The organism is Sphingomonas sp. 67-41 (assembly GCF_001899725.1).
GTDB classification, from domain to species: Bacteria; Pseudomonadota; Alphaproteobacteria; order Sphingomonadales; family Sphingomonadaceae; genus Sphingomonas; species Sphingomonas leidyi.
Genome location: NZ_MKWJ01000022.1, coordinates 887,691 through 907,689, shown reverse-complemented (window position 1 = coordinate 907,689; position 19,999 = coordinate 887,691). Strand labels below are relative to the sequence as shown.

Annotated in this window: 15 protein-coding genes; 6 read left to right on the top strand and 9 right to left on the bottom strand. The window is 69.1% G+C overall.

The window, feature by feature from the left end; genetic code table 11:
* The first annotated feature begins 69 nt into the window (after window positions 1-69).
* Window positions 70-1,737 carry a helicase HerA-like domain-containing protein gene (locus tag BGP17_RS15365; protein ID WP_286712579.1) on the top strand — a complete coding sequence of 556 codons (1,668 nt, stop codon included), beginning with the start codon at window positions 70-72 and terminating at the stop codon, window positions 1,735-1,737.
* A gap of 39 nt (window positions 1,738-1,776) precedes the next feature.
* On the opposite strand, the gene BGP17_RS15360 is transcribed toward BGP17_RS15365, so the two are convergent.
* From BGP17_RS15360 to BGP17_RS15350, 3 genes are all read right to left on the bottom strand, one after another.
* Window positions 1,777-2,832, bottom strand: a complete 1,056-nt coding sequence (locus BGP17_RS15360) for an AI-2E family transporter (RefSeq protein ID WP_286712578.1) — start codon at window positions 2,830-2,832, stop codon at window positions 1,777-1,779.
* Between the two features lie 154 nt (window positions 2,833-2,986).
* Complete coding sequence (locus BGP17_RS15355) at window positions 2,987-3,415, bottom strand: SRPBCC family protein (protein WP_167299700.1); 429 nt, start codon at window positions 3,413-3,415, stop codon at window positions 2,987-2,989.
* A complete protein-coding gene (locus BGP17_RS15350) occupies window positions 3,412-3,735 on the bottom strand; it encodes an ArsR/SmtB family transcription factor (protein ID WP_167299701.1) in 324 nt (107 codons plus the stop codon). The genes BGP17_RS15355 and BGP17_RS15350 overlap by 4 nt, the downstream gene beginning before the upstream one ends.
* Before the next feature lie 227 nt (window positions 3,736-3,962).
* On the opposite strand from BGP17_RS15350, the gene BGP17_RS15345 reads away from it, so the two are divergent.
* Window positions 3,963-5,963, top strand: coding sequence for an OPT family oligopeptide transporter (locus BGP17_RS15345; protein ID WP_167300477.1), 2,001 nt, complete (start codon window positions 3,963-3,965; stop codon window positions 5,961-5,963).
* 34 nt (window positions 5,964-5,997) lie between these two features.
* Here the strand turns inward: BGP17_RS15345 and BGP17_RS15340 are convergent, their stop codons facing one another.
* The 3 genes from BGP17_RS15340 to queF form a co-directional block, all read right to left on the bottom strand.
* On the bottom strand, window positions 5,998-7,284 hold the full coding sequence (locus BGP17_RS15340; RefSeq protein ID WP_167299702.1) for a glycoside hydrolase family 130 protein: 1,287 nt from the start codon (window positions 7,282-7,284) through the stop codon (window positions 5,998-6,000).
* Between the two features lie 43 nt (window positions 7,285-7,327).
* Window positions 7,328-9,589: a glycosyltransferase family 4 protein gene (locus tag BGP17_RS15335; protein WP_286712577.1), complete on the bottom strand. Its 2,262-nt coding sequence runs from the start codon at window positions 9,587-9,589 to the stop codon at window positions 7,328-7,330.
* 144 nt (window positions 9,590-9,733) lie between these two features.
* Complete coding sequence (gene queF, locus BGP17_RS15330) at window positions 9,734-10,180, bottom strand: preQ(1) synthase (RefSeq protein ID WP_167300478.1); 447 nt, start codon at window positions 10,178-10,180, stop codon at window positions 9,734-9,736.
* A 53-nt stretch (window positions 10,181-10,233) separates the two neighbouring features.
* Between queF and BGP17_RS15325 the strand changes: the two genes are divergently transcribed.
* From BGP17_RS15325 to BGP17_RS15310, 4 genes are all read left to right on the top strand, one after another.
* Window positions 10,234-11,058: a sulfurtransferase gene (locus tag BGP17_RS15325; protein ID WP_286712576.1), complete on the top strand. Its 825-nt coding sequence runs from the start codon at window positions 10,234-10,236 to the stop codon at window positions 11,056-11,058.
* Window positions 11,055-12,239, top strand: a complete 1,185-nt coding sequence (gene metC / locus BGP17_RS15320) for a cystathionine beta-lyase (RefSeq protein ID WP_286712575.1) — start codon at window positions 11,055-11,057, stop codon at window positions 12,237-12,239. The genes BGP17_RS15325 and metC overlap by 4 nt, the downstream gene beginning before the upstream one ends.
* Window positions 12,236-13,507, top strand: coding sequence for a mechanosensitive ion channel family protein (locus tag BGP17_RS15315; RefSeq protein WP_286712574.1), 1,272 nt, complete (start codon window positions 12,236-12,238; stop codon window positions 13,505-13,507). Before metC ends, BGP17_RS15315 begins: the two co-directional genes overlap by 4 nt.
* Before the next feature lie 227 nt (window positions 13,508-13,734).
* Window positions 13,735-14,874: a GNAT family N-acetyltransferase gene (locus BGP17_RS15310; protein WP_286712573.1), complete on the top strand. Its 1,140-nt coding sequence runs from the start codon at window positions 13,735-13,737 to the stop codon at window positions 14,872-14,874.
* A 69-nt stretch (window positions 14,875-14,943) separates the two neighbouring features.
* Here BGP17_RS15310 and BGP17_RS15305 read toward each other — a convergent pair whose 3' ends face one another.
* The 3 genes from BGP17_RS15305 to BGP17_RS15295 are packed head-to-tail and all read right to left on the bottom strand — an operon-like array spanning window position 14,944 to window position 19,994.
* Window positions 14,944-16,722: a hypothetical protein gene (locus BGP17_RS15305; protein ID WP_286712572.1), complete on the bottom strand. Its 1,779-nt coding sequence runs from the start codon at window positions 16,720-16,722 to the stop codon at window positions 14,944-14,946.
* A gap of 9 nt (window positions 16,723-16,731) precedes the next feature.
* On the bottom strand, window positions 16,732-18,282 hold the full coding sequence (locus tag BGP17_RS15300; RefSeq protein ID WP_286712571.1) for a hypothetical protein: 1,551 nt from the start codon (window positions 18,280-18,282) through the stop codon (window positions 16,732-16,734).
* Window positions 18,282-19,994, bottom strand: coding sequence for a hypothetical protein (locus BGP17_RS15295; RefSeq protein WP_286712570.1), 1,713 nt, complete (start codon window positions 19,992-19,994; stop codon window positions 18,282-18,284). The genes BGP17_RS15300 and BGP17_RS15295 overlap by 1 nt, the downstream gene beginning before the upstream one ends.
* Window positions 19,995-19,999 lie beyond the last annotated feature (5 nt).

The window sequence follows — 19,999 nt, the reverse complement described above, 5'->3', positions numbered from 1 at the left end:
CCCTGCCCGATCGGGCTGACGAATGCCCGTTTCTCCTCTATCCCGGACTCCCAGGTTAGGAGTCGACGGATGGCGGGAGAGACGGGCATCTTCATTGGCGCGGGCGCCGGCGGCGCGAAGCCGCAGTCCCTGGTCCTCAGGCGCGCCAACCGGCACGGGCTGATCGCGGGTGCGACCGGCACCGGCAAGACGGTGACGATCCAGGGCATCATCGAGGGCCTCTCGAACGCCGGCGTCCCCTGTTTCGTGGCGGACGTGAAGGGCGATCTGTCCGGCCTCGCCATGGCCGGCTCGCCCACCGCCAAGACGCACGAGATCTTCAAGGCGCGCGCCGCCGAGATCGGCCTGGCCGACTGGGCCTATGCCGATACGCCGGTGCAGTTCTGGGACCTGTACGGCGAGCAGGGCCATCCGATCCGCACCACCATTTCCGAGATGGGCCCGCTGCTGCTCGCCCGGCTGATGGACCTCAACGAAGTGCAGGAAGGCGTGCTCACCATCGCCTTCACCGTTGCCGACAAGGACGGGCTGCTGCTGCTCGACCTGGACGACCTGCAGGCCATGCTCGCCCACTGCGCCGAGCGGGCGGACGAGCTCACCGCCACCTATGGCAATGTCTCGAAGCAATCGGTCGGCGCGATCCAGCGCTCGCTGCTCCAGCTGCGCAGCCAGGGCGGCGCCAATTTCTTCGGCGAGCCGGCGCTCGCGATCCAGGATTTCCTGGGCACCGACGACAAGGGCCGCGGACTGGTCAACGTCCTCGCCGCCGACAAGCTGATGTCCAGCCCCAAGCTCTATGCAACCTTCCTGCTCTGGCTGCTCTCCGCGCTATTCGAATCGCTTCCCGAAGTCGGCGATCCCGACAAGCCCAAGCTCGCCTTCTTCTTCGACGAGGCGCATCTGCTGTTCGACGATGCGCCTAAGGCACTGCTCGACAAGATCGAGCAGGTCGTCCGCCTGATCCGTTCCAAGGGCGTCGGCGTCTATTTCATCACCCAGAACCCGATCGACGTGCCCGATACGATCGCCGGCCAGCTGGGCAACCGCGTCCAGCACGCGCTGCGCGCCTTCACCCCGCGCGACCAGCAGGCAGTGAAGGCGGCGGCCACCACCTTCCGCGCCAATCCCGGTATCGACGTCACCACCGCGATCACCGAGCTCAAGGTGGGGGAGGCGCTGGTCTCGCTGCTGCAGGAGGACGGCGCGCCGAGCCCGGTCGAGCGCACGCTGATCCGCCCGCCGGCCTCGCGCGTCGGCCCGGTCACGCCGGAGGAACGCAAGGTACTGATCCAGACCGACGCGATCGGCACCCGGTACGACACCGTGGTCAACCGCGAATCCGCCGAGGAGCTGCTCGCCGCCAAATCGGCCGAGGCCGCGGCGGCCGCCGCCGAGGCCCAGGCCAAGGACGCGGCGGAGAAGGCCGCCGCCGCCCAGGCCAAGGAAGATGCGCGGGTCGCCAAGGAAACCGAGCGCCAGCGCCTCGCCGATCAGCGCGACGCCGATCGCCAGGCCCGGCTCGACGCCCAGGCCCAGCGCCAGGCCGAGCGCGAGGCGGCGAACAACCCCTGGAACCGCGCGATCAACTCGGCCACGCGCTCCGCGTCCTCGGCGGCGGGCCGGGCAGTGGCGAACGAAGTCTCCAAGGCGATCTTCGGCGGCTCGCGCGGCACGGGCGGCGGGATCGTCGGCGGCCTGGTGCGCGGCGTGCTCGGCGGGCTGTTCAAGGGCCGGTGAGAACGGAGCCCCTCTCCTTCCAGGAGCGGGCCCCGAAGGTCACTCCCCCGCCCCGTTGGCCAGAAACTCCCGCCACAGCATCACCAGCACCGCCATCACGGCGGGGCCGATGAACAGACCGAGCAGGCCGAGCGTCTCGACGCCGCCCAATATGCCGATCAGCACCCAGAGGAACGGCAGCTGGGTCGCGCCGCCGATCATCGCCGGGCGGATGAAATGATCGGCGACGAAGATGATCGCGGTGCCGATCGCCACCACGGCGATCGCGCCGCCCACCGAGCCCTGGAGCAGCAGGAGCAACGCCGCGACGGCGAACATCGCCGGCGCGCCGAACGGAATCATCGCGGCGATCGCCGTGGCGCCGCCGAGCAGCAGCGGGTGCGGCACCCCGGCGACCAGATAGACGATCGCCATCAGCGCGCCCACGCCCAGCCCCACCAGCACCAACCCGTCGATCGTGCCGCGCACCGAGCGGATCGCCTGCGCTCCCACGCGCTCGCCGGTGGGGCCGAAGAACCTGAGCACCGCGCGCCGGCCCTGGGCCAGCAGCGCATCGCGGTCGCGCAGCACGAAGAACAGGGTCAACAGCGTGAACCCGAACACCACCGCGCGATGGGCGACATTGGCGCCGATCATGCGCGAATGGATCAGCCACTCCCCGCCGCGGATCGCGCGGAGCTGCTGCGTGGCATCCTCGGGCCGGGCGAGATGCGTCTGCCACCAGTCGCGCACCGCTTCGCCGCCGATCGGCAAGCGCGCCACCCAGTCGGGCACCGGCACGCCCTGCGCCTGGGCCTGGGCGATCCAGCTCGAAATGTCGTGCGCCTCGCGCAGCGCCTGGGCGATGCCGAAGGCGAGCGGCACCAGCACCACCAGGGCCGCCAGCGCGGTGATGATGAGCGGAATGACGATGCGGTGGGTACCCTTCATCCAGACGCGCAGCTTCAGATGCAGCGGATCGACCGCGATGGTGAGCACCACCGCCCAGAGCAGGGCCGGCACGAAGCCGTGCGCGATCCAGAGGCCGATGAGGAGCAGCGCGCCGACAAGCGCGAGGCGGGCCGCACGCTGGGCGGTTTCGGTTCCGGCGTTCATGGGGGGAGCGTAGCAGGACGCGGGCGCACCTCAACTCCCCCTCTCTGGTCCCGTTCTCGTCATCCCCGTGCAGGCGGGGACCCAGGGGTGCGGAACGGCGCCCTTCGTGACTCCGGATCCCCGCTTGCGCGGGGATGACGGATATCGGGAGACCTCACGCCAGCCCCGCGGCCACCCCTTCCAGCCGATCGAGGAACATGCCCCAGCCATAGCGCGCGCCACCATAATTGGCGGCATTGGCGAAACCGGTCTGCTCCATGCGCAGCCGCGTGCCGCCCGCCACCGGCTCGATCGTCAGCGTCACTACCGATTCGAAGCGCGGCATCGCTTCCCCCTCGCCGCCGGTATCCCAGCTATAGCTGAGCCGCCGCCCCGGCTCGATCTCGCGCACCGCACAGTCGATCCGCCCGCTCCAGCCCGGCGCGCCCGGGCTCTGCAGCGTGAAGCGATGGCCGTCCTCCAGCGCGAAATCGTTGGGCAGCAGCCATTCCGCGATCAGGTGCGGCTGCGTGAGCGCGCGCCACAGCCGCTCGGGCGGATGGGGAAATTCGCGCTCCATCACCAGCGTGCGCGCCTCGGTCATTGGTCCATCCTCTTCAGCAGATCGTCGAGCCGGTCGAAGCTGCCGGCCCATAGCGTTTCGTGCAGCCGCATCCAGTCGAGCAGCGGCGCCAGCCCCTTGGGATCGGCCCGGTAATGCGTCTCGCGGCCCTGCGGCCGGTCGAGCACCAGCCCCGCGCCCTTCAGTATCGCGAGATGCTTGGAGACCGCCGGCTGCGAGATCCCCGCCCCGTCGGTCAACGCACGTACGGTCAGCTCGGACCGCGCGAGCCGCTCGAACAGCGCGCGGCGCGTGGGATCGCCCAATGCGCGGAACAGCGTATCGAAGGCACTCGGCTCCATGCGTTAATTCATAACCACTTGGTTATCACAATCAACCTCCGCGCAAAAAACGCTGTCCTACCGGGCGCGCAGATGCCACGCTCCGCCGATGACCAACGCATTCCTTATCAATCCGGCCGCCCCGTGCGCCTTGCCGCGGGGAAAGACCCCCGCGTGCGATGATGTCGCGACCTTTGCGACTTTCCGCGCGGAGATCTGACCCGATGGCCACCCAATCGCCTCGCCCGATGGCCGAGCTCACGCTGCGCGGCATCGTCCTCGGCGCGCTGATCACCATCCTGTTCACCGCCGCCAACGTCTATGCCGGCCTCAAGGTCGGCCTCACCTTCGCCACGTCGATCCCCGCCGCGGTCGTCTCGATGGCCATATTGAAGGCGTTCAAGAGCGGCACGATCCTCGAGAACAACATCGTCCAGACGATCGCGTCCGCCGCGGGCACCCTTGCGGCCATCGTGTTCGTGTTGCCCGGCCTGATCATGGTCGGCTGGTGGTCGGGCTTCCCCTATTGGACCACGGTGGCGGTGTGCATCACCGGCGGCGTGCTCGGCGTGATGTTCTCGGTGCCGCTGCGCCGCGCGCTCGTGACGGGCACCGACCTGCCCTATCCCGAGGGCGTCGCGGCCGCCGAAGTGCTCAAGGTCGGCTCGGCCTCGGGCGCCGGCGACCGGGAGAACGCCGCGGGCCTGCGCACGCTGATCGCCGGCACGATCTTCTCCGGGCTGTTCGCGCTGCTCGCCAAAATGAAGCTGGTGGCCGAGGAGGCGGGCAAGAATTTCGCGGTGGGCGGCACCGCCACCGGCTGGTCGACCAGCTGGTCGATGCTGCTGATCGGCGTCGGCCATCTCGTCGGCATCTCGGTCGGCGCGGCGATGTTCTTCGGCATGCTGATCTCCTGGACGGTGCTGGTGCCCTGGTTCGCCCATGGCGGCGATCTGGGAGCGGTCGACGCGCTGGTGAGTTCCACGTTCCGCGGCCAGGTCCGCTTCATCGGCGCGGGCACGATCGGCGTCGCGGCGATCTGGTCGCTGCTCAAGATCATCGGGCCGATCGTGGCGGGCCTGCGCTCCGCCCTCGCCGCCTCGCGCGCGCGCCAGGGCGGCCAGGTGCTCGACATCACCGAGCGCGACATGCCGATCGGCGTGGTGGCGCTGATCACGCTCGCGACGCTCCTTCCCATCGCCTGGCTGCTCTGGACCTTCTCGGCCGGCGGCCCGGTCCATGACCATCCGTTCGCGGTGATCGGCGGCTCGCTCGCCTATGTGCTGGTCGTCGGCGTGCTGATCGCGGCGATCTGCGGCTATATGGCCGGGCTGATCGGCGCGTCGAACTCGCCGGTCTCCGGCGTCGGCATCCTCGCGGTGCTCGGCGCCTCGCTGCTGCTGGTCGCGGTCTTCGGGCACGAGGCCGATCCGGCGCGCACCAACGCGCTGATCGCCTATGCGCTGTTCACCACCGCGATCATCTTCTCGATCGCAACCATCTCGAACGACAATCTCCAGGACCTCAAGACCGGCCAGCTCGTCGGCGCGACGCCGTGGAAGCAGCAGCTCGCGCTGATCCTGGGCGTGGTGTTCGGCAGCCTGGCGATCCCGCTGGTCCTCGACCTGCTCAAGAACACGCTCGGCTTTGTCGGCATGCCCGGCGCCGGGCCCAATGCGCTTTCGGCGCCCCAGGCCGCGCTGATCTCCTCGATCGCCAAGGGCGTGCTGGGCGGCGATATCGACTGGAACCTGATCGGGCTGGGCGCGCTGATCGGCGTCGGCGTGATCATCGTCGACGAAGTGCTGGGCAGGGCCGGCAGGATGCGCCTGCCGCCGCTGGCCGTCGGCATGGGCATCTATCTGCCGATGGGTCTCACCTTGCTGATCCCGGTCGGCGCAGTGATCGGGCATTTCTACGATCGCTGGGCCAAGCGCCAGGCCAATCCCGAGTTCGCCGAGCGGATGGGCGTGCTTGCCGCCACCGGCCTGATCGTGGGCGAGAGCCTGTTCGGCGTCGCATTCGCCGGCATTCTCGCCTGGGCGAACCGCAACGCGCCGATCCCGCCCAACGATGCGCCGCTGGCGGTGATGGGGGAAAGCTTCGAGAGCGTGGCGATGTGGATCGCGCCCTTGCTGTTCTTCGGGCTGATCGCCATCGCCTATGCGATGACGCGCAAGCTGGTGCGCGGCACGCCCGCCGGCGCCGGCCCGGAAAGCCCGGCAAAGGACGAGGCGAACTATCGGTGATGGGGGAAGGCGGCGGGGATCGCCCTGCCGCCGTTCACTTCATCTGATCAAGGATCGAGCGGATCGGCACGAAGGCGAAGGCGACCGAGCTGTCGGCCACGCCATAGGGGATGAACAGCTTGTCGCCATGCCTGATGGCGCCGCAGGTATAGACGACATTGGGCACATATCCCTCGCGGTCCTGGTCCGCCGCGGCGAGCAGCGGCTCGCTCGAGCGGGCGAGGACCCTGGACGGATCGTGCTTGTCGAGCAAAGCCGCGCCGATCGAATATTTGCGCATCGCGCCGACGCCGTGGGTGAGGATCAGCCAGCCCTGGTCGAGCTCGATCGGCGGGCCGCAATTGCCCATCTGGACGAGCTCCCAGGGGAATTTCGGCTTGATCAGCAGCTCGCCGCCGTCCCAGTTGGTGATGTCGTCCGAGGCGTGGAGGAAGATGTTCTCGCCGTCCTGCCGGCCCAGCATCATGTAGCGGCCGTTCACCGTGCGCGGGAACAGCGCCATGCCCTTGTTGCGGCTCGCGCTGCCCGACATCGGCACCAGGTCGAAGCTGCGCCAGTCGCGCGTCCGCAGCAGCTCGGACTGGATCACCGACCCGTTATAGGCGGTGTAGGTGCCGATCCATTCCTCCTGCCCGTCCTCATGGCGGAAATGGGTGATGCGCAGGTCTTCGAGGCCGTTGGACTGGGCTTTGGTGATCGGGAAGATCACCGTGCCCGAAAGCGTCGAATCGCGGTGGCGATAGACCGTCACCGGCCCTTCGGGGATATGCTCCTCGTCCTCCTCGCGGGCATCGGCGGCAGTGGCGAAGGGCGGTTCCGGCGCGAGTGTCAGGTCGTTCCGATCGGTGATGATGCCTTCGCGAAAGGCAACCGAGGAGATGTGCCCCTCGCCCACGGCGCGCAGGCTCATCAGGATGCGCAGCGATCCCGGCGGCATGCCGGTCTGATCGTAATGCGGCACGGCGCTGGGGTTCATCAGCGCAGCGGCGGCATAGCTGTATTCGTGGCAGAAATAGGCGCCGATCAGCTGGCGCTTCTCGTCGCCGATCTGGCTGCCGTCGAGCCCGAGCATCGCCTCGATCTCGTCATAGCGCGTCATGAACACGCGGCGCGTCTGCCAGTGGCGCGCCTCGAAATCCTTGAGCACGATCTCCAGCTGGCTGCGCGCCTCGCCGGGCGACATCGCCAGCACTTCGCTCACCAGCCGTTCGGTGCGGCTCGGCGCCGATCCGTTCGACGCCCAGGCAATGTGGAAGGGCCGCACCACGACGCGCGAAGGATCCGCACGCAGGCGCAGCGCATGATTGAAAAGTTCGAGCATTCGGCTCCCAGCCATTGTCCCCGCACCGATGCCCAGGCTGACGCTAGGCGACCGCGGCTCGCACCGGTGTTGCCACGTTTCCGGCTGCCTTTGAAAGAGCCGAAATCGCGCAATTGGCGAGCTGGAGCGCCAAAATGGACTCGGCGCCCTGGTTGCGGTTGAGCCCATGCGGCATCAATCCGTCGAAACATCCCCCGTCCTGGGCGCTGGCGAGCGGCAGCTCGAGGTCGTTCGCGCCAAGGTACCAGCGATAGGCACGCATCGCCTCCTCCACCCAGCGCTTGTCGCCCGTCGCCTCATGGGCGGCGACGCAGGCCTCCACCGTCGCCTGCGCCTCGAGCGGCTGCTGGTCGAACTGGAGCGGCGCGGCATAGGCGCGCCCGAAGCTCTCCGTGCCGACGGCGCGGAAGCGGCCCTCGGGCGAGGTCTGCCGGCCGACGATCCATTCGAGCGTCTCGAGCCCGACGCCGGTGAAGTCGCGCCGGCCCAGCGCCATGCCGGCGCGCAGCAGCGCTTCGGGCAGGCGGGCATTGTCATAGGCGAGCACGATCTCGAACCATTGCCATTCGGGGCGACGATTGCGGTCGAGCAGCGCGATCAGCTCTTCGCCGAACCGGGTGAGGATCTCGCGGCCGAGCGCATGGCCGGGATGCGCGCCGAGCATCGCGGCGCCCCCCAGCATCGCGAAGGCGCGCGCCCGCGGGCTGCCCAGCTCGAGCGCGATCGGAGCGGTGGCGTCGAACAGGGCCGAGGCCCAGTCGCGATGCTTCTGCGCCCGGGCGTCGCGCGCCGTAACGCCCAGCGCCCAGAGCGCGCGGCCGTTCGAATCCTCGGAGCCGGCATCCTCGCACCAGGTCCGGTCGAAATTCATGAAGTTGCGGAAGCGGCGCAGGTCCGGATTCCAGGCATATTGAACGAAGGCGGCATAGACGCTGGTCCATTTGTCGCGCAGGCCCTCGTCCATCGCCTCCACCCTGCTCATCAGGATGAGCGCTCGGGCATTGTCGTCGATGCAATAGCCATGGCGGCGATCGGGCACCGAATAGATCGAGTGCTGCAACATGCCGGTCGCGTCGCTCATCCGCTCGACCGCGGCGAGGTCGGGCTCGAGGGGCACCAGCGCCTTGGCCGGCCGGGCGAAGCGGCGCGGCCGGGCGGCGACGATGGCTGCCAGGGCATCCATCGCGGCTTCGGCGAGGCGCGGCCACAACATGGTGCGACCACGGGCATAGGCGCGCGCGGCCAGCGCCATCCGCGCCGGTTCGTCGGCGAGCAGGCGGACGATCTCGCGGGCAAGGGCGGCACTGTCCTGGAAGGGCACCAGCACGCCGTGACCGTCCGCCAGTATCTCGGCCGCGTGGATATAGGGGGTCGAGACCACCGGCTTGCCCACCGCCACCGCATAGGAAAGCGTGCCCGACGTGATCTGCGCGGGATTGGGATAGGGCGTCGCATAGACGTCCGCCGCCTGGAGATAGTCGAGCAGCGCGCCCTGCTCGACGAACCCGTCGACAAAGGCGACGTGCCCGGCCACGCCGAGATCGGCGGCCTGCGCCTTCAGCCGGTCGCGATAGGCTTCGCCCTCGCGCACGACGAGGTTCGGATGCGTCGCGCCCAGGATCACATAGAGCGCGTCGGGCCGTGCCGCGGCGATCGCCGGCATCGCCTCGATCATCGCCTCGATGCCCTTGCTCGGCGCCAGCAGGCCGAAGGTGAGGATCACTTCGCGCCCCTGCCAGCCGAAGCGCGGCTTGAAGTCCCGCGGATCGGCGAAGGGGCGATCGGGCACGCCATGCGGAATCGTCGCGATCTTCCTGTCGTCGGCGCCGTGCACGCGCTTGAGGATGTCGCGGCCCTTGTCCGCCATCACGATCACGCGCGCGGCGCGGCGCAGCAGCGCCTCCATCACGCGCCGCTGATCGGGGTCGGGATTCTCCAGCACCGTGTGCAGCGTCGCGATCACCGGGATCGACAGCCGGTCGAGCAGCGCGATCAGATAGTCGCCGGCGGGACCGCCATAGATGCCATATTCATGCTGGACCCACAGCGCCTGCGCGCCCGAAGCCTCGATCGCCCGGGCGGCACCGAGATAGGCGGCGCGGTCCTGCTCGGGGATCGCGGCAGTCACCGCATCGGGATAGTCATACCGCCCCGGATGATCGTCCATCGCATAGACGTCGACCTTCAGGTCCGGGAAACGCTGCTTGAGCGCGGCATGGGTGTCGGTCGTGTAGGTGGCGAGCCCGCATTTGCGCGGCAGGAAGTTACCGATCAGTGCGAGGTGCTGGATATTCGGGGCTTTCATGCGCCGATCTTTCCCTTCGCTATCGCAAACTCAATTGCGCGTAAGCCCCACGCTCGCCCTTCCAAACCAACTGTTTTCAATAAGGTTTCATCTTGCTGCGACGCAGCATGCTACGACCGTCCGGTCGCCTTGTAAATCTGGCGTTCAGCCGCGGCCGCGATAGCCGGAAACCCCCTGATCCGGTATCCAGACACCCTCCGGCGGCGCACCCGACTGCCAGAAGACGTCGATCGGTATGCCGCCGCGCGGGTACCAATAGCCGCCGATCCTGAGCCATTCCGGCTGCATCTCGTCGAACAGCCGCTGGCCGATGCCGACGGTGCAATCCTCGTGAAAGGCGCCATGGTTGCGGAAGGATCCGAGGAACAGCTTGAGCGACTTGGATTCGACGATCATGTCGCCCGGCACATAGTCGAGCACCAGATGCGCGAAATCCGGCTGGCCGGTGATCGGGCAGAGCGAAGTGAACTCGGGCGCCGCGAAGCGGATGAGATAGCGCGTGCCCTTGCGCGGATTGGGCACATAGTCGAGCTCGGCCTCCTCCGGCGTGGCGGGAAGGATCGAGGTTTTTCCGAGATGCTTGGCGTCCATCCCGGCCATGTAGGCGTTTGCGGAGCGCTTTGCATCCTTCTAGGACGCTTTCCATGGACGGGCTCGTTACGACCGAATGGCTGGCCGGCACCGATGGCGTGCTGGTGCTCGATGCAACCTATAGCTCGACGATCCCCGGATCGCCGCCGCGCGATCCCCGCGCCGAGTTCGAGGCCGAGCATATTGCCGGCGCGCGCTTCCTCGATCTCGACACGCTGGTGGACGAGACCAGCCCGCTCCCCTCGACCGTGCCGACCGTCGCCAGGATCGCCGAGCGGCTGCGCGCACTGGGAGCGGACACCGAAACGCCGATCATCCTCTACGACAATGGCCCGCACCATACTTCGTGCCGTGCCTGGTGGGTGCTGCGGCTCGCCGGCGTCGACGTGGCGCTGCTCGACGGCGGCATGGCCAAGTGGAAGGCGGAAGGCCGTGCCGTGGCGAGCGGCCCGCATCGGGCCCAGCCCGGCAATTTCCAGCCCCGGCCGCCCCGGGCCCAGATGCGCACGCTCGAGCAGATGAAGGCCGAGACCGGGCAGATCGCCGATGCCCGCTCGGCCGCGCGCTTCACCGGCGCGGAAGCCGATCCGCGCACCGAAGTCGCCGCGGGCCATATCCCGGGATCACGCAACGTCCCCTATCCGAAATTCTTCAACCCCGACGGCACCTGGAAGGCGCCCGATCATATCCGCGCGGTGTTCGAGGAGCACGGCATCGACCTCGCCCGCCCGCTGGTCACCACCTGCGGCTCGGGCATCACCGCCGCGATCCTGGCGTTCGGCGCGCACCTGCTCGACAACGAGGCCGCACTGTACGACGGCAGCTGGACGGAATGGGGTAGCCGGCCCGAGACCGCCAAGGCATTGGGACCGGCATGAGCGAGAAGCAGGACAAGACCAAGGTTGTCGCCGCCGGCCGGCGCAAGGAATGGACCCAGGGCATCGTCAACCCGCCGGTGTGGCGCGCCTCGACGATCCTCTATGACGATGTGGCGCATCTGCGCGCCAGCGGCGCCAGCGATACCCATCATCGCCTGTTCTACGGCCGGCGCGGCACGCCGACACAATGGTCGCTCGCCGATGCGCTGACCGAGCTCGAGCCGGGCGCCGAGGCGACTTTGCTCTACCCATCCGGCGTCGCCGCCATCGCCTCGACCCTGCTTGCCCTGCTCTCCCCCGGCGACCATCTGCTGCTTCCCGACAGCAGCTACGACCCGACGCGCAACTTCGCCAACGGCCTGCTGCGGCGGATGGGAGTCGAGACCAGCTATTATGATCCGCTGATCGGCGAAGGCATCGCGGCGCTGTGCCGCGCGAATACGAGGGTGATCTTCCTGGAGAGCCCCGGCAGCCTGACCTTCGAGGTGCAGGACGTGCCGGCGATCGTCGCGGCGGCCAGGGACCGCGGCATCGCGACGGTGCTCGACAATACCTGGGCGACTCCCCTGCTCTTCCCCGCGATCGCGCGCGGGATCGACTATACGATCCTCGCCGCGACCAAATATGTCGTCGGCCATTCCGACGTGATGCTGGGCTCGGTCACCGCGGCCCAGGGCAGATATGCGGCGCTGCGCGACGCCAGCTACCAGCTCGGCCAGACGGCCAGCCCCGACGACGCCTGGCTGGGCGCGCGCGGCCTGCGCACCATGGCGATCCGGCTGGAACAGCATGGCCGCGCGGCGCTGCGGATCGCCGAATGGCTGAAGACTCGCCCCGAAGTGGCGCGCGTGCTCCACCCGGCGCTGCCCGATTGCCCGGGGCACGCGCTCTTCCAGCGCGACTTCAAGGGCGCCTCGGGCCTGTTCTCCTTCGTCCTCGCCGGCGGCGGCGAGAAGGCGCGCGCCGCGCTGATCGACGGCCTCGAGCATTTCGGCATCGGCTATAGCTGGGGCGGCTATGAGAGCCTGGCGCTGCCGGTCGATCCCCAGCGCTTCCGCACCGCGACCGAGTGGAAGGCCGAGGGACCGGTCGTCCGCCTCCAGATCGGGCTCGAGGATCCGGACGACCTGATCGCCGATCTCGCGCAAGGGCTCGCGCGCTTCGCCGGGATGCGGGGATGATGCAGCGGTTCGGCGACTGGCTGGCGGGACACGACCTCCCTTCGCCGCCCGAACTGTCCGAAGCGGGCATCGCCGCCGCGCTCGCCATCGTCGCCCTGGCGCTGGGCTGGTTCGCCGGCCGCAGGATCGGCGGGCGCATCGCCGAATATTGGTCGCGCGACGCCGATCACGGCCCGCTGTTCAGCGGGCGCATCTGCGACGTGATCCGTCACGGCGTGGCCACGCTGCTGCTCGGCGTCATCCTCTCCGCCTGGCCCTGGCACCCGCTCGCCGCGCTGGGGCTGGGCTTCGCCACCGGGGCCGCCGCCGCCATGTTCACCGTCGCGGTGCTGCGGGGGCTCAACCTGCCGCGCTGGATCGCCTGGAGCGTGGCCGCCATCGCCTTCGCCACCATATTGAGCCACGCGATCGGCGGGTTCGCGGCGACGCAGGACACGCTCGACCGGGTCGGCGTGCAGATCGGCCAGCGGCGGCTCACCTTGCTCTCGCTGCTCAGCATCGCCGTCACCGTGCTGCTGCTCTTCGCGGGCGTGCGCCTGTTCAACCGGATGCTGACGCGGTGGATCGGCGGCGCGCGCGGCTTCGATCCCACCCAGAAGCTGCTCTTCCAGAAGCTGGCCGCGATCGCCGCGGTGATCGTCGCCTTCTTCGTCGGCATCGACTTGCTCGAGATCGACCTGACTGCCTTCACCGTCTTCTCGGGCGCGTTCGGGCTCGCCATCGGCTTCGGCCTGCAGAAGACGATCGGCAACCTGATCGCCGGGATCATCCTGCTGATGGATCGCTCGATCAAGCCGGGCGACGTGATCGTCGTGGGCGACAGCTTCGGCTGGGTGAACAAGATCGGCGTACGCGCGGTCAGCGTCGTCACCCGCGACGGCAAGGAGCATCTGATCCCGAACGAGATATTGATGACGCAGGAAGTCGAGAACTGGTCGTACACCGATCGCAACGTCCGCGTCCGCATCCCGGTGACCGTCGCCTATGACTGCGACCTCAAGCTCGCCCAGGCGCTGATGCTGCGCGCCGCGAAGGAGAGCCCGCGCGCGCTCGACGATCCGCCCACCAATGTGCGCCTCGCGGCGTTCGGCGAAAGCGGCGTGGAGCACGAGATCCTCACCTGGATAAGCGACCCCGAGAGCGGCGTCGGCAATGTGAAGAGCGACGTGCTCAACCGGCTCTGGGTGATGTTCAAGGAACATGGCATCGCACTGGCGCTGCCGCAGCGCGAGGTGCGGATCACGCGGGACGAGACCAGGCCGGGCTAGGACCAATCGACATCTACGAGACTGGCGGTCCCCGGCGGCTCCCCGGCGAAGGCCGGGGCCCAGTATCGGGATGCTATCGAGATGCGCGAACCCCTCGAACGATGTCGCAACTGGGCCCCGGCCTTCGCCGGGGAGCAAGAAGGACTGTCCGGCTCTCATCGCACGCCCAAATGTCGATCGGCCCTAGGCCATTGCCCTTTGCGGGGCGCGATCCCTATCTGGGCCCCGTGCCCGCCGCTTCCGTAACCGCCCGTATCGCCGATGGAGTCGGCTCGATCCTGCCGGGCGACTGGGACGCGTGCGCGGGAACGGGCAACCCGTTCGTCAGCCATGCCTTTCTTTCGATCCTCGAACGCTCGGGATCGGTGAGCCCGCGTGCCGGCTGGCAATCGCTGCCGATCGTGATCGAGGACGCGCAGGGCATCCCCGCGGCGATCGCCCCGGCCTATGCCAAGGGCCACAGCCAGGGCGAATATGTGTTCGACCATGCCTGGGCCGATGCCTGGGAGCAGGCGGGCGGGCAATATTATCCCAAGCTCCAGGTCGCCGTGCCCTTCACGCCCGTACCGGGGCCCCGGCTGCTGCTGCGCGACCACGCGCTGGCGCCTGGCCTGATCGCCGGGATCGAGGCGGTGACCGACCGGAACCGGCTCTCCTCGGCGCACGTCACCTTTCTCGAGCCGGACCAGCTGCCCCTGTTCGAGCAGGCCGGCTGGCTGATCCGCGCCGGCACCCAGTTCCACTGGGCGAACGAAGGCTATCGGAGCTTCGACGAGTTCCTGGGCGCCCTTGCCAGCCGCAAGCGCAAGGCCATCCGAAAGGAGCGCGCGGCGGCAGTGGCGGGCCTGACCATCCGCCATCTGTGCGGCGCCGAGATCACCGAGGCGCATTGGGACGCCTTCTGGGCCTTCTACCAGGACACGGGCAGCCGCAAATGGGGCCGCCCCTATCTCACGCGCGACTTCTTCTCGCTGCTCGGCGCCGAGATGGCGGACAAGGTGCTGCTGATCTTCGCCGAGCGGGATGGGCAGCCGATCGCCGGCGCGCTCAACCTGGTCGGCGCCGACGCGCTCTATGGCCGCTATTGGGGAGCGCTCGAGGAAGTGCCCTTCCTGCATTTCGAGCTCTGCTACTATCAGGCGATCGACGCCGCGATCGCACGCGGCCTGAACCGGGTGGAGGCCGGCGCGCAGGGCGAACACAAGCTTGCGCGCGGCTATGCGCCGGTGACCACCTGGTCGGCGCATTACCTCCCGGACCCGGGCTTCCGCCGCGCCGTCGCCGACTATCTCGAGCGCGAGCGCGAAGCGGTGGCGCAGGAGCAGGAATATCTCGGCGAGCTCACGCCCTTCCGCCGCGGCTGCTAGGCGCGGCGCGGATCTGGAATGGGGCGGCGGCCCATTTGCCGGCGGCCCGGGTGACGCGGCAGTCGCAGGCTAGTGCTTCGCCTTCCCGTGCCTCGCCTTGTGCGCCGGGCTGGGCGAAGGGGACGGCGTGGGCGTCGGCGCCGGAGATTCCTCCGGCTCCGGCACCGGGCTGGCCTCCGGATCCGGCAGGCTGCTGCCACCCTGATGCCCTTCGCGCAGGATGATGTCCCGCTCCCAGCGCGGCACCGGCAGCTCGCCCGGCTCGATCACCGGCGCGGGCACCGAATGGTCGATCTTGAACAGCGCGCTCGACCCGTCGCGCCAGAGCGGGATCAGCCCCTGTTCGAAGCGCGGGTTATAGGCGGGCGTCTCGATCATCCAGACATAGTCGAACGCGTCGCGCGGGAAGCGCGCCAGCGCCCAGGCCACCGGGCGCCAATATTCGCGCGGGCATTGCACGTCGGTGACGATCTGCGACGGATCATGGGCGAAGCGCCTGGCGGCGGCATAGCGCACGGTGAGCAGCTGCCCGCCCGCCATCGACCATTGGTCGTTGGTATAGGCGAGCTTGCGCTCGAGCGCGAGCGCGGGGACGTGCTGGAGGCGCGTCTGCTTCCATTCGTAGCGGCAGGTCTCGCCGACGAAGCTGATCAGCCGGGCGCCCTGGGGCAGATGCTCGAGCGCCTTGAGCTCGCGGTCATAGGTGCCGCTGTAGAGCAGGAAGCTCCAGGTCGTGGCGGCGATGCGCACGCAGAAGAAGCTCATGCCGAGCACCGCCACGGTGGCGGCACCGCGGATCGACAGGCCCGGCTTGGGCCGGATCGCAAGGATGCCGATCGCCAGCAGGAAGGGCACCAGCCGCATGTCGGCATAGGCCGATCCGAACACGACGCGCGGCAGGAAGACATAGACCAGCGTCAGGAAGATGCCCGACAGCGCCAGGTTGCGCGAATATTGGATGTTCGGATCGCGCACCGCCTTGAACAGCAGCAGGAACAGCACGCCCACCGAGGCCAGGTCGAACAGCTGCCAGCGATCGCGGAAGACCTGGGTGATCCACAGCATCTTCGCGCGCCAGTTGAACATGTCGAACGTCTGGCCGGTGACGTGCCCGCCCGAACGCCACAGCACCATCAGCAGCGCGGGCGGCGCCAGCACGATGCACTGGAGCCCGGCATGGAACCAGGGCAGGATCCAGCCGCCGACCAGGTCCTTGTGCCACGGCACGTGCGGGTTGCGGCGCAGATCGTGCTGGCGGATCAGCTCGGCCGAGAAGGCGAGGATGCCGAGCAGGCCCCAGCCATAAGTGTGACAGACCCAGATCAGCACCGAGATCGGCAGGAACACCATCGAGCGGAAGACGAACTTGCCCAGCCGCGCCAGCCGCAGCCACCAGCCGAACGCCAGCAGGGCGAACGCCATCGACAGCGCGAAATTGACGAAGCCGAAATGGAAGGGAAAGGCATAGGCGAGCGGCAGCGCGAACAGCGCGGTCGCCGGGATGCGGCCATGCACCTCGCGCGCGATCCACAACATGCCCGCGACGGTCATCGCCGGGATCGCGATGACGATCAGCTTCACCGCCAGTTCGAGCCCGAAGACATGGTGCAGCGGGATGACCAGCAGGTCGACGCCCAGATTGCCCATCAGGCTCCAGCGGAAGTCGTACCATTCCTTGAGGAAAGGATATTGGTCATAGGTGAACTGGACGCGGTAGCGCCCCATATGGCCGGGCAGATCGACCAGCGGCGGGATCTGGGGCCAGAGCAGCGGAATGATGGCTATTAAGGTGCAGAGCGCCACGAACCATCGTGTCTGCCACCATTGCAACGCGTCGCCCCTGTCCATCCGCGCCTTCTAGTGCGCAGGGGCGCCGCCCGACAAGCGGTTCCTGTCGATCTCGTACAGCCCGCTGGCGCCGTCCCGCCAGACGGGCGTCGTGCCGGCGAGCAGCCGCGCATCGAAGGGCGGCGGTGCGATCAGCCAGACATAGTCGAACGCGTCGCGCGGGAAGCCGCGCAGCGCCTGGTCGATGGTCATGCGGTCCTGCTTGTCCCTGCAGGGGCTGGCGAGGACGACTTCGGACGGATCGATCGCGAAAGTGCCCATCGCGGGCGCGTCGATGGTGAGCAGCGCCGAGCCGGCGAGCTCCCACTGGTCGTTGGAGAAGGCGGCACGGCGCGCCATCGCCAGGCCGGAGAGGTGATCGAGCCGGCCGAGCGCCCAGGGATCGACGCAATTGTCGCCGACGAACGCAACGATCCGCGCCCCGCGCGGCACATGGTCGAGCGCGGCGAGCTGCCGGTCATATTCGCGGCCATATTGCCAGAAGCTGATCGTGGTTCCCGCCGTCCGCGCCAGGAAGAACGCCAGGCCGGCCACCGCCAGCCAGCGCAGCTCGCGCGCGCCGATGCCCTTGTCGACGCGAATCGCGAGCAGCGCGAACAGGACGATGAACGGCGCCAGCCGCATATCGGCATAGGCGGAGCCGAACAGCTTGTAGGGGATCAGCACGAAGGCGCAGGCCAGCATCAGGCACGCGCCCACCAATGCCGCCGAATGGCCGAAGCGCGGGTTGCGCGCGCTTCGGTAGATCAATCCCCAGAGCAGCAGCACCGAGCAGAAGTCGAACGGCCACCAGCGGTCGCGCAGGAAGATCGCCAGCCACGAGACCTTGCGCAGGCTGAAGAAGCGCTCGGTGATCCCGCCGCCGCCGTCGGGCCGCCAGAGCAGCAGCGGCAGCAGCGGGGATGCGAGCGGCAGGCAGGCGATGGCGGCGCGCATCGCCGCATCGATCCATCCGCCGCCATCCCGACGCCGCAACCCGAGCTCGGCACCGAAGACCATCAGCCCCAGCATGCCCCAGCCCATGACGTGCGCGACCCAGATGCCGCATGCCAGCGGCAGGAACAGCGCCGCGCGCAGCCCGGTCCGGCCCAGCCGCCCGAGCCGCAGCCACAGGGCGAAGCCGTTGAGCGCGAGCGCCGCCGCCAGCGCGAAGTTCAGGAAGCCGAAATGGAAGGCGTAGTTGTAGACGAGCGGCAGCGCGAACAGCGCGAAGGGCGTGACCCGGCCATGGATCTCCCGCGCGATCCACAGGATGCCGGCAGCGGAAAGCGCGACCGTCGCGATCGTGACCAGCTTCACCGCCGGCTCGAGCCCGGTCAGCGGGGCAAGACCGGCGACCAGCAGATCGGCGCCGAGATTGCCGATCAGCCGCCATTGGAAATGATACCATCGGCCCAGCATGTCCGCATCGGTGCCCAGCATCACCCGGAACCGGCCGATATGCCCCGGCAGATCGGTGAGCGGCGGCACATCCGGCGCGAGCAGCGGCACGCACGACGCCAGGATCGCGGCGAACGCGAACCAGCGCGTCTCCCACCAGCGGGCCGCCGGCGGTTCCATCAGTGGCGCGACGCCAGCCTGTAGGTGCGCGGCGCATCCCCGCCATCGATCGGCACCAGCCAGTCGGGGACCGATCCGGCGCGCAGGCCGGCGGCCAAGCTGCGCGGATCCCGCGCTTCCCTGGCGAAGCGGTCGAGATCGTCGGGGCAGAAGGCGACATAGTCGATGCCCCATGCCCGCGCGATCGCTTCGGATTGCGCGGGCAGGCTCAGGAAGAAGTCGTACATGGCACGGTTTCCCCGATTGTTTCGGTGATAGGGCGCGGCGAGCACCGCGTGCGGCGTGGCGGCGAGCGCATAGGCGCCGAGGTCGAGTGGCGCGAGCAGGTGTCCGGGCGGCAACGCCGCGAGCCGGGCGAGGCTCTCCGGCGTGGTGCAGCTAGGCCCGGCGGCGGCGCGCGACGGAAAGATCGCGGTGGCGGCGATCGGGTAGAGGATGCCGGTCGCGGCGATCCAGGCGGCGACAAGCGCGAACGGGCCACGTGCCCGCGCGGTGCCGATCGTCACCGCCAGTGCCGGCGCGGCGAGCATCGCCCCGGCATAGGCCCCGCGCAACTGGAACAGCGTGATCGCCAGCGCAGTGAACTGGAGCGCGGCCACCACCCACCAGCCGGCCTCGCGCCGCCGCCGCGCGATCGCGAGGGACGCGATCAGCCCGGCCAGTGCGAGCCCGGCATAGGCGATGGCGTTGGCGGGCGGCGCGCCGAACAGCGGCTGCGCCTCGCCGACTTCGGCGAGCCAGAGGCGCGCGAGCAGCGGATCGACTTCGCCATAGGGATCGAGGCATTGCGGCGCGAGCAGCAGCACCGCCCCCGCCGCCGCCACGCCGGCGATCCCGGCGGCGCCCGCCCGCGCACGCGCGGTCCGCGGCCCCGCGACCGCGAACAGGGCCAGGCCCATCGGCGCGATCGCGGCACATTGCACCGCCCGCCACAGCAGCCCGGTGAAACCGTCACAGGCCGGCACGCTCCAGCCGCTCGTGCGGAACAGGATGCCCGCTCCGGCGAGCGCGATCGGCAGGACGAAGCCGAAACCGAGCAGCCGGTCGCGGCTGCCCGGCCTGTCCGCCACCCACAGCAGCACCAGCGCCGCACCGGCGACGCCCAGCAGCGGCAAGGTCTCGAGGCCGATGACGAGCGACGCCGTCACGGCGAGCGCCGCGACCGCGCCGGCCCGGAAGCTGCCCGTGCCGAGCAGTACGCGCACCAGCAACAGGATCAGGACGAGCTGCAATCCGTGATGGTCGATCCGCCCCGGCAGGAACAGGCTGGTCGCCGGATAGGCGAGCGCGGCGAGCAGGATCGCCGTCGCCGGCGGCGCGCCCAGGCGGCGCGCGACCGCGCCGGTCAACGCCAGCGCGGCGCAGAACAGCGAAGCCGGCCACAGGATCACCGCGGCCAGCGCCGCGCCATGGCCGCCGAGCCAGGGCGTGAGCGCCACGATCCATGCCGCGGGCACGAGGTCGGCCAGTCGCGACCAGTGCATCTCCAGCCCGGGCACCGGCCCGAGCCGATGCTGGGCAAGGTCGCCGAAGGACTGGCCGGCCAGCCAGTCGCGGATCTGCTGGAGCCGCACCATGTCGTCGGTATCGGGGAGCCGCAGCGCGGCCAGATCGTGCCAGTCGCGCAGCGTCCAGGCGCCGCACAGCACCACGGTCAGCAGCAGCGCGACGCCAGGGTCACGCCATGCATACCGGGGCCGGCTCGTCTCCATGCCAC

Bases quoted from the DNA above. Each gene is read 5' to 3' on its own strand.
- BGP17_RS15300 (WP_286712571.1), bottom strand. From the start codon at position 18,282: ATGGAACCGCCGGCGGCCCGCTGGTGGGAGACGCGCTGGTTCGCGTTC.
- BGP17_RS15295 (WP_286712570.1), bottom strand. From the start codon at position 19,994: ATGGAGACGAGCCGGCCCCGGTATGCATGGCGTGACCCTGGCGTCGCG.
- BGP17_RS15315 (WP_286712574.1), top strand. From the start codon at position 12,236: ATGATGCAGCGGTTCGGCGACTGGCTGGCGGGACACGACCTCCCTTCG.
- metC (WP_286712575.1), top strand. From the start codon at position 11,055: ATGAGCGAGAAGCAGGACAAGACCAAGGTTGTCGCCGCCGGCCGGCGC.
- BGP17_RS15365 (WP_286712579.1), top strand. From the start codon at position 70: ATGGCGGGAGAGACGGGCATCTTCATTGGCGCGGGCGCCGGCGGCGCG.
- BGP17_RS15325 (WP_286712576.1), top strand. From the start codon at position 10,234: ATGGACGGGCTCGTTACGACCGAATGGCTGGCCGGCACCGATGGCGTG.
- BGP17_RS15345 (WP_167300477.1), top strand. From the start codon at position 3,963: ATGGCCGAGCTCACGCTGCGCGGCATCGTCCTCGGCGCGCTGATCACC.
- queF (WP_167300478.1), bottom strand. From the start codon at position 10,180: ATGGACGCCAAGCATCTCGGAAAAACCTCGATCCTTCCCGCCACGCCG.
- BGP17_RS15340 (WP_167299702.1), bottom strand. From the start codon at position 7,284: ATGCTCGAACTTTTCAATCATGCGCTGCGCCTGCGTGCGGATCCTTCG.
- BGP17_RS15305 (WP_286712572.1), bottom strand. From the start codon at position 16,722: ATGGACAGGGGCGACGCGTTGCAATGGTGGCAGACACGATGGTTCGTG.
- BGP17_RS15360 (WP_286712578.1), bottom strand. From the start codon at position 2,832: ATGAACGCCGGAACCGAAACCGCCCAGCGTGCGGCCCGCCTCGCGCTT.
- BGP17_RS15335 (WP_286712577.1), bottom strand. From the start codon at position 9,589: ATGAAAGCCCCGAATATCCAGCACCTCGCACTGATCGGTAACTTCCTG.
- BGP17_RS15350 (WP_167299701.1), bottom strand. From the start codon at position 3,735: ATGGAGCCGAGTGCCTTCGATACGCTGTTCCGCGCATTGGGCGATCCC.
- BGP17_RS15355 (WP_167299700.1), bottom strand. From the start codon at position 3,415: ATGACCGAGGCGCGCACGCTGGTGATGGAGCGCGAATTTCCCCATCCG.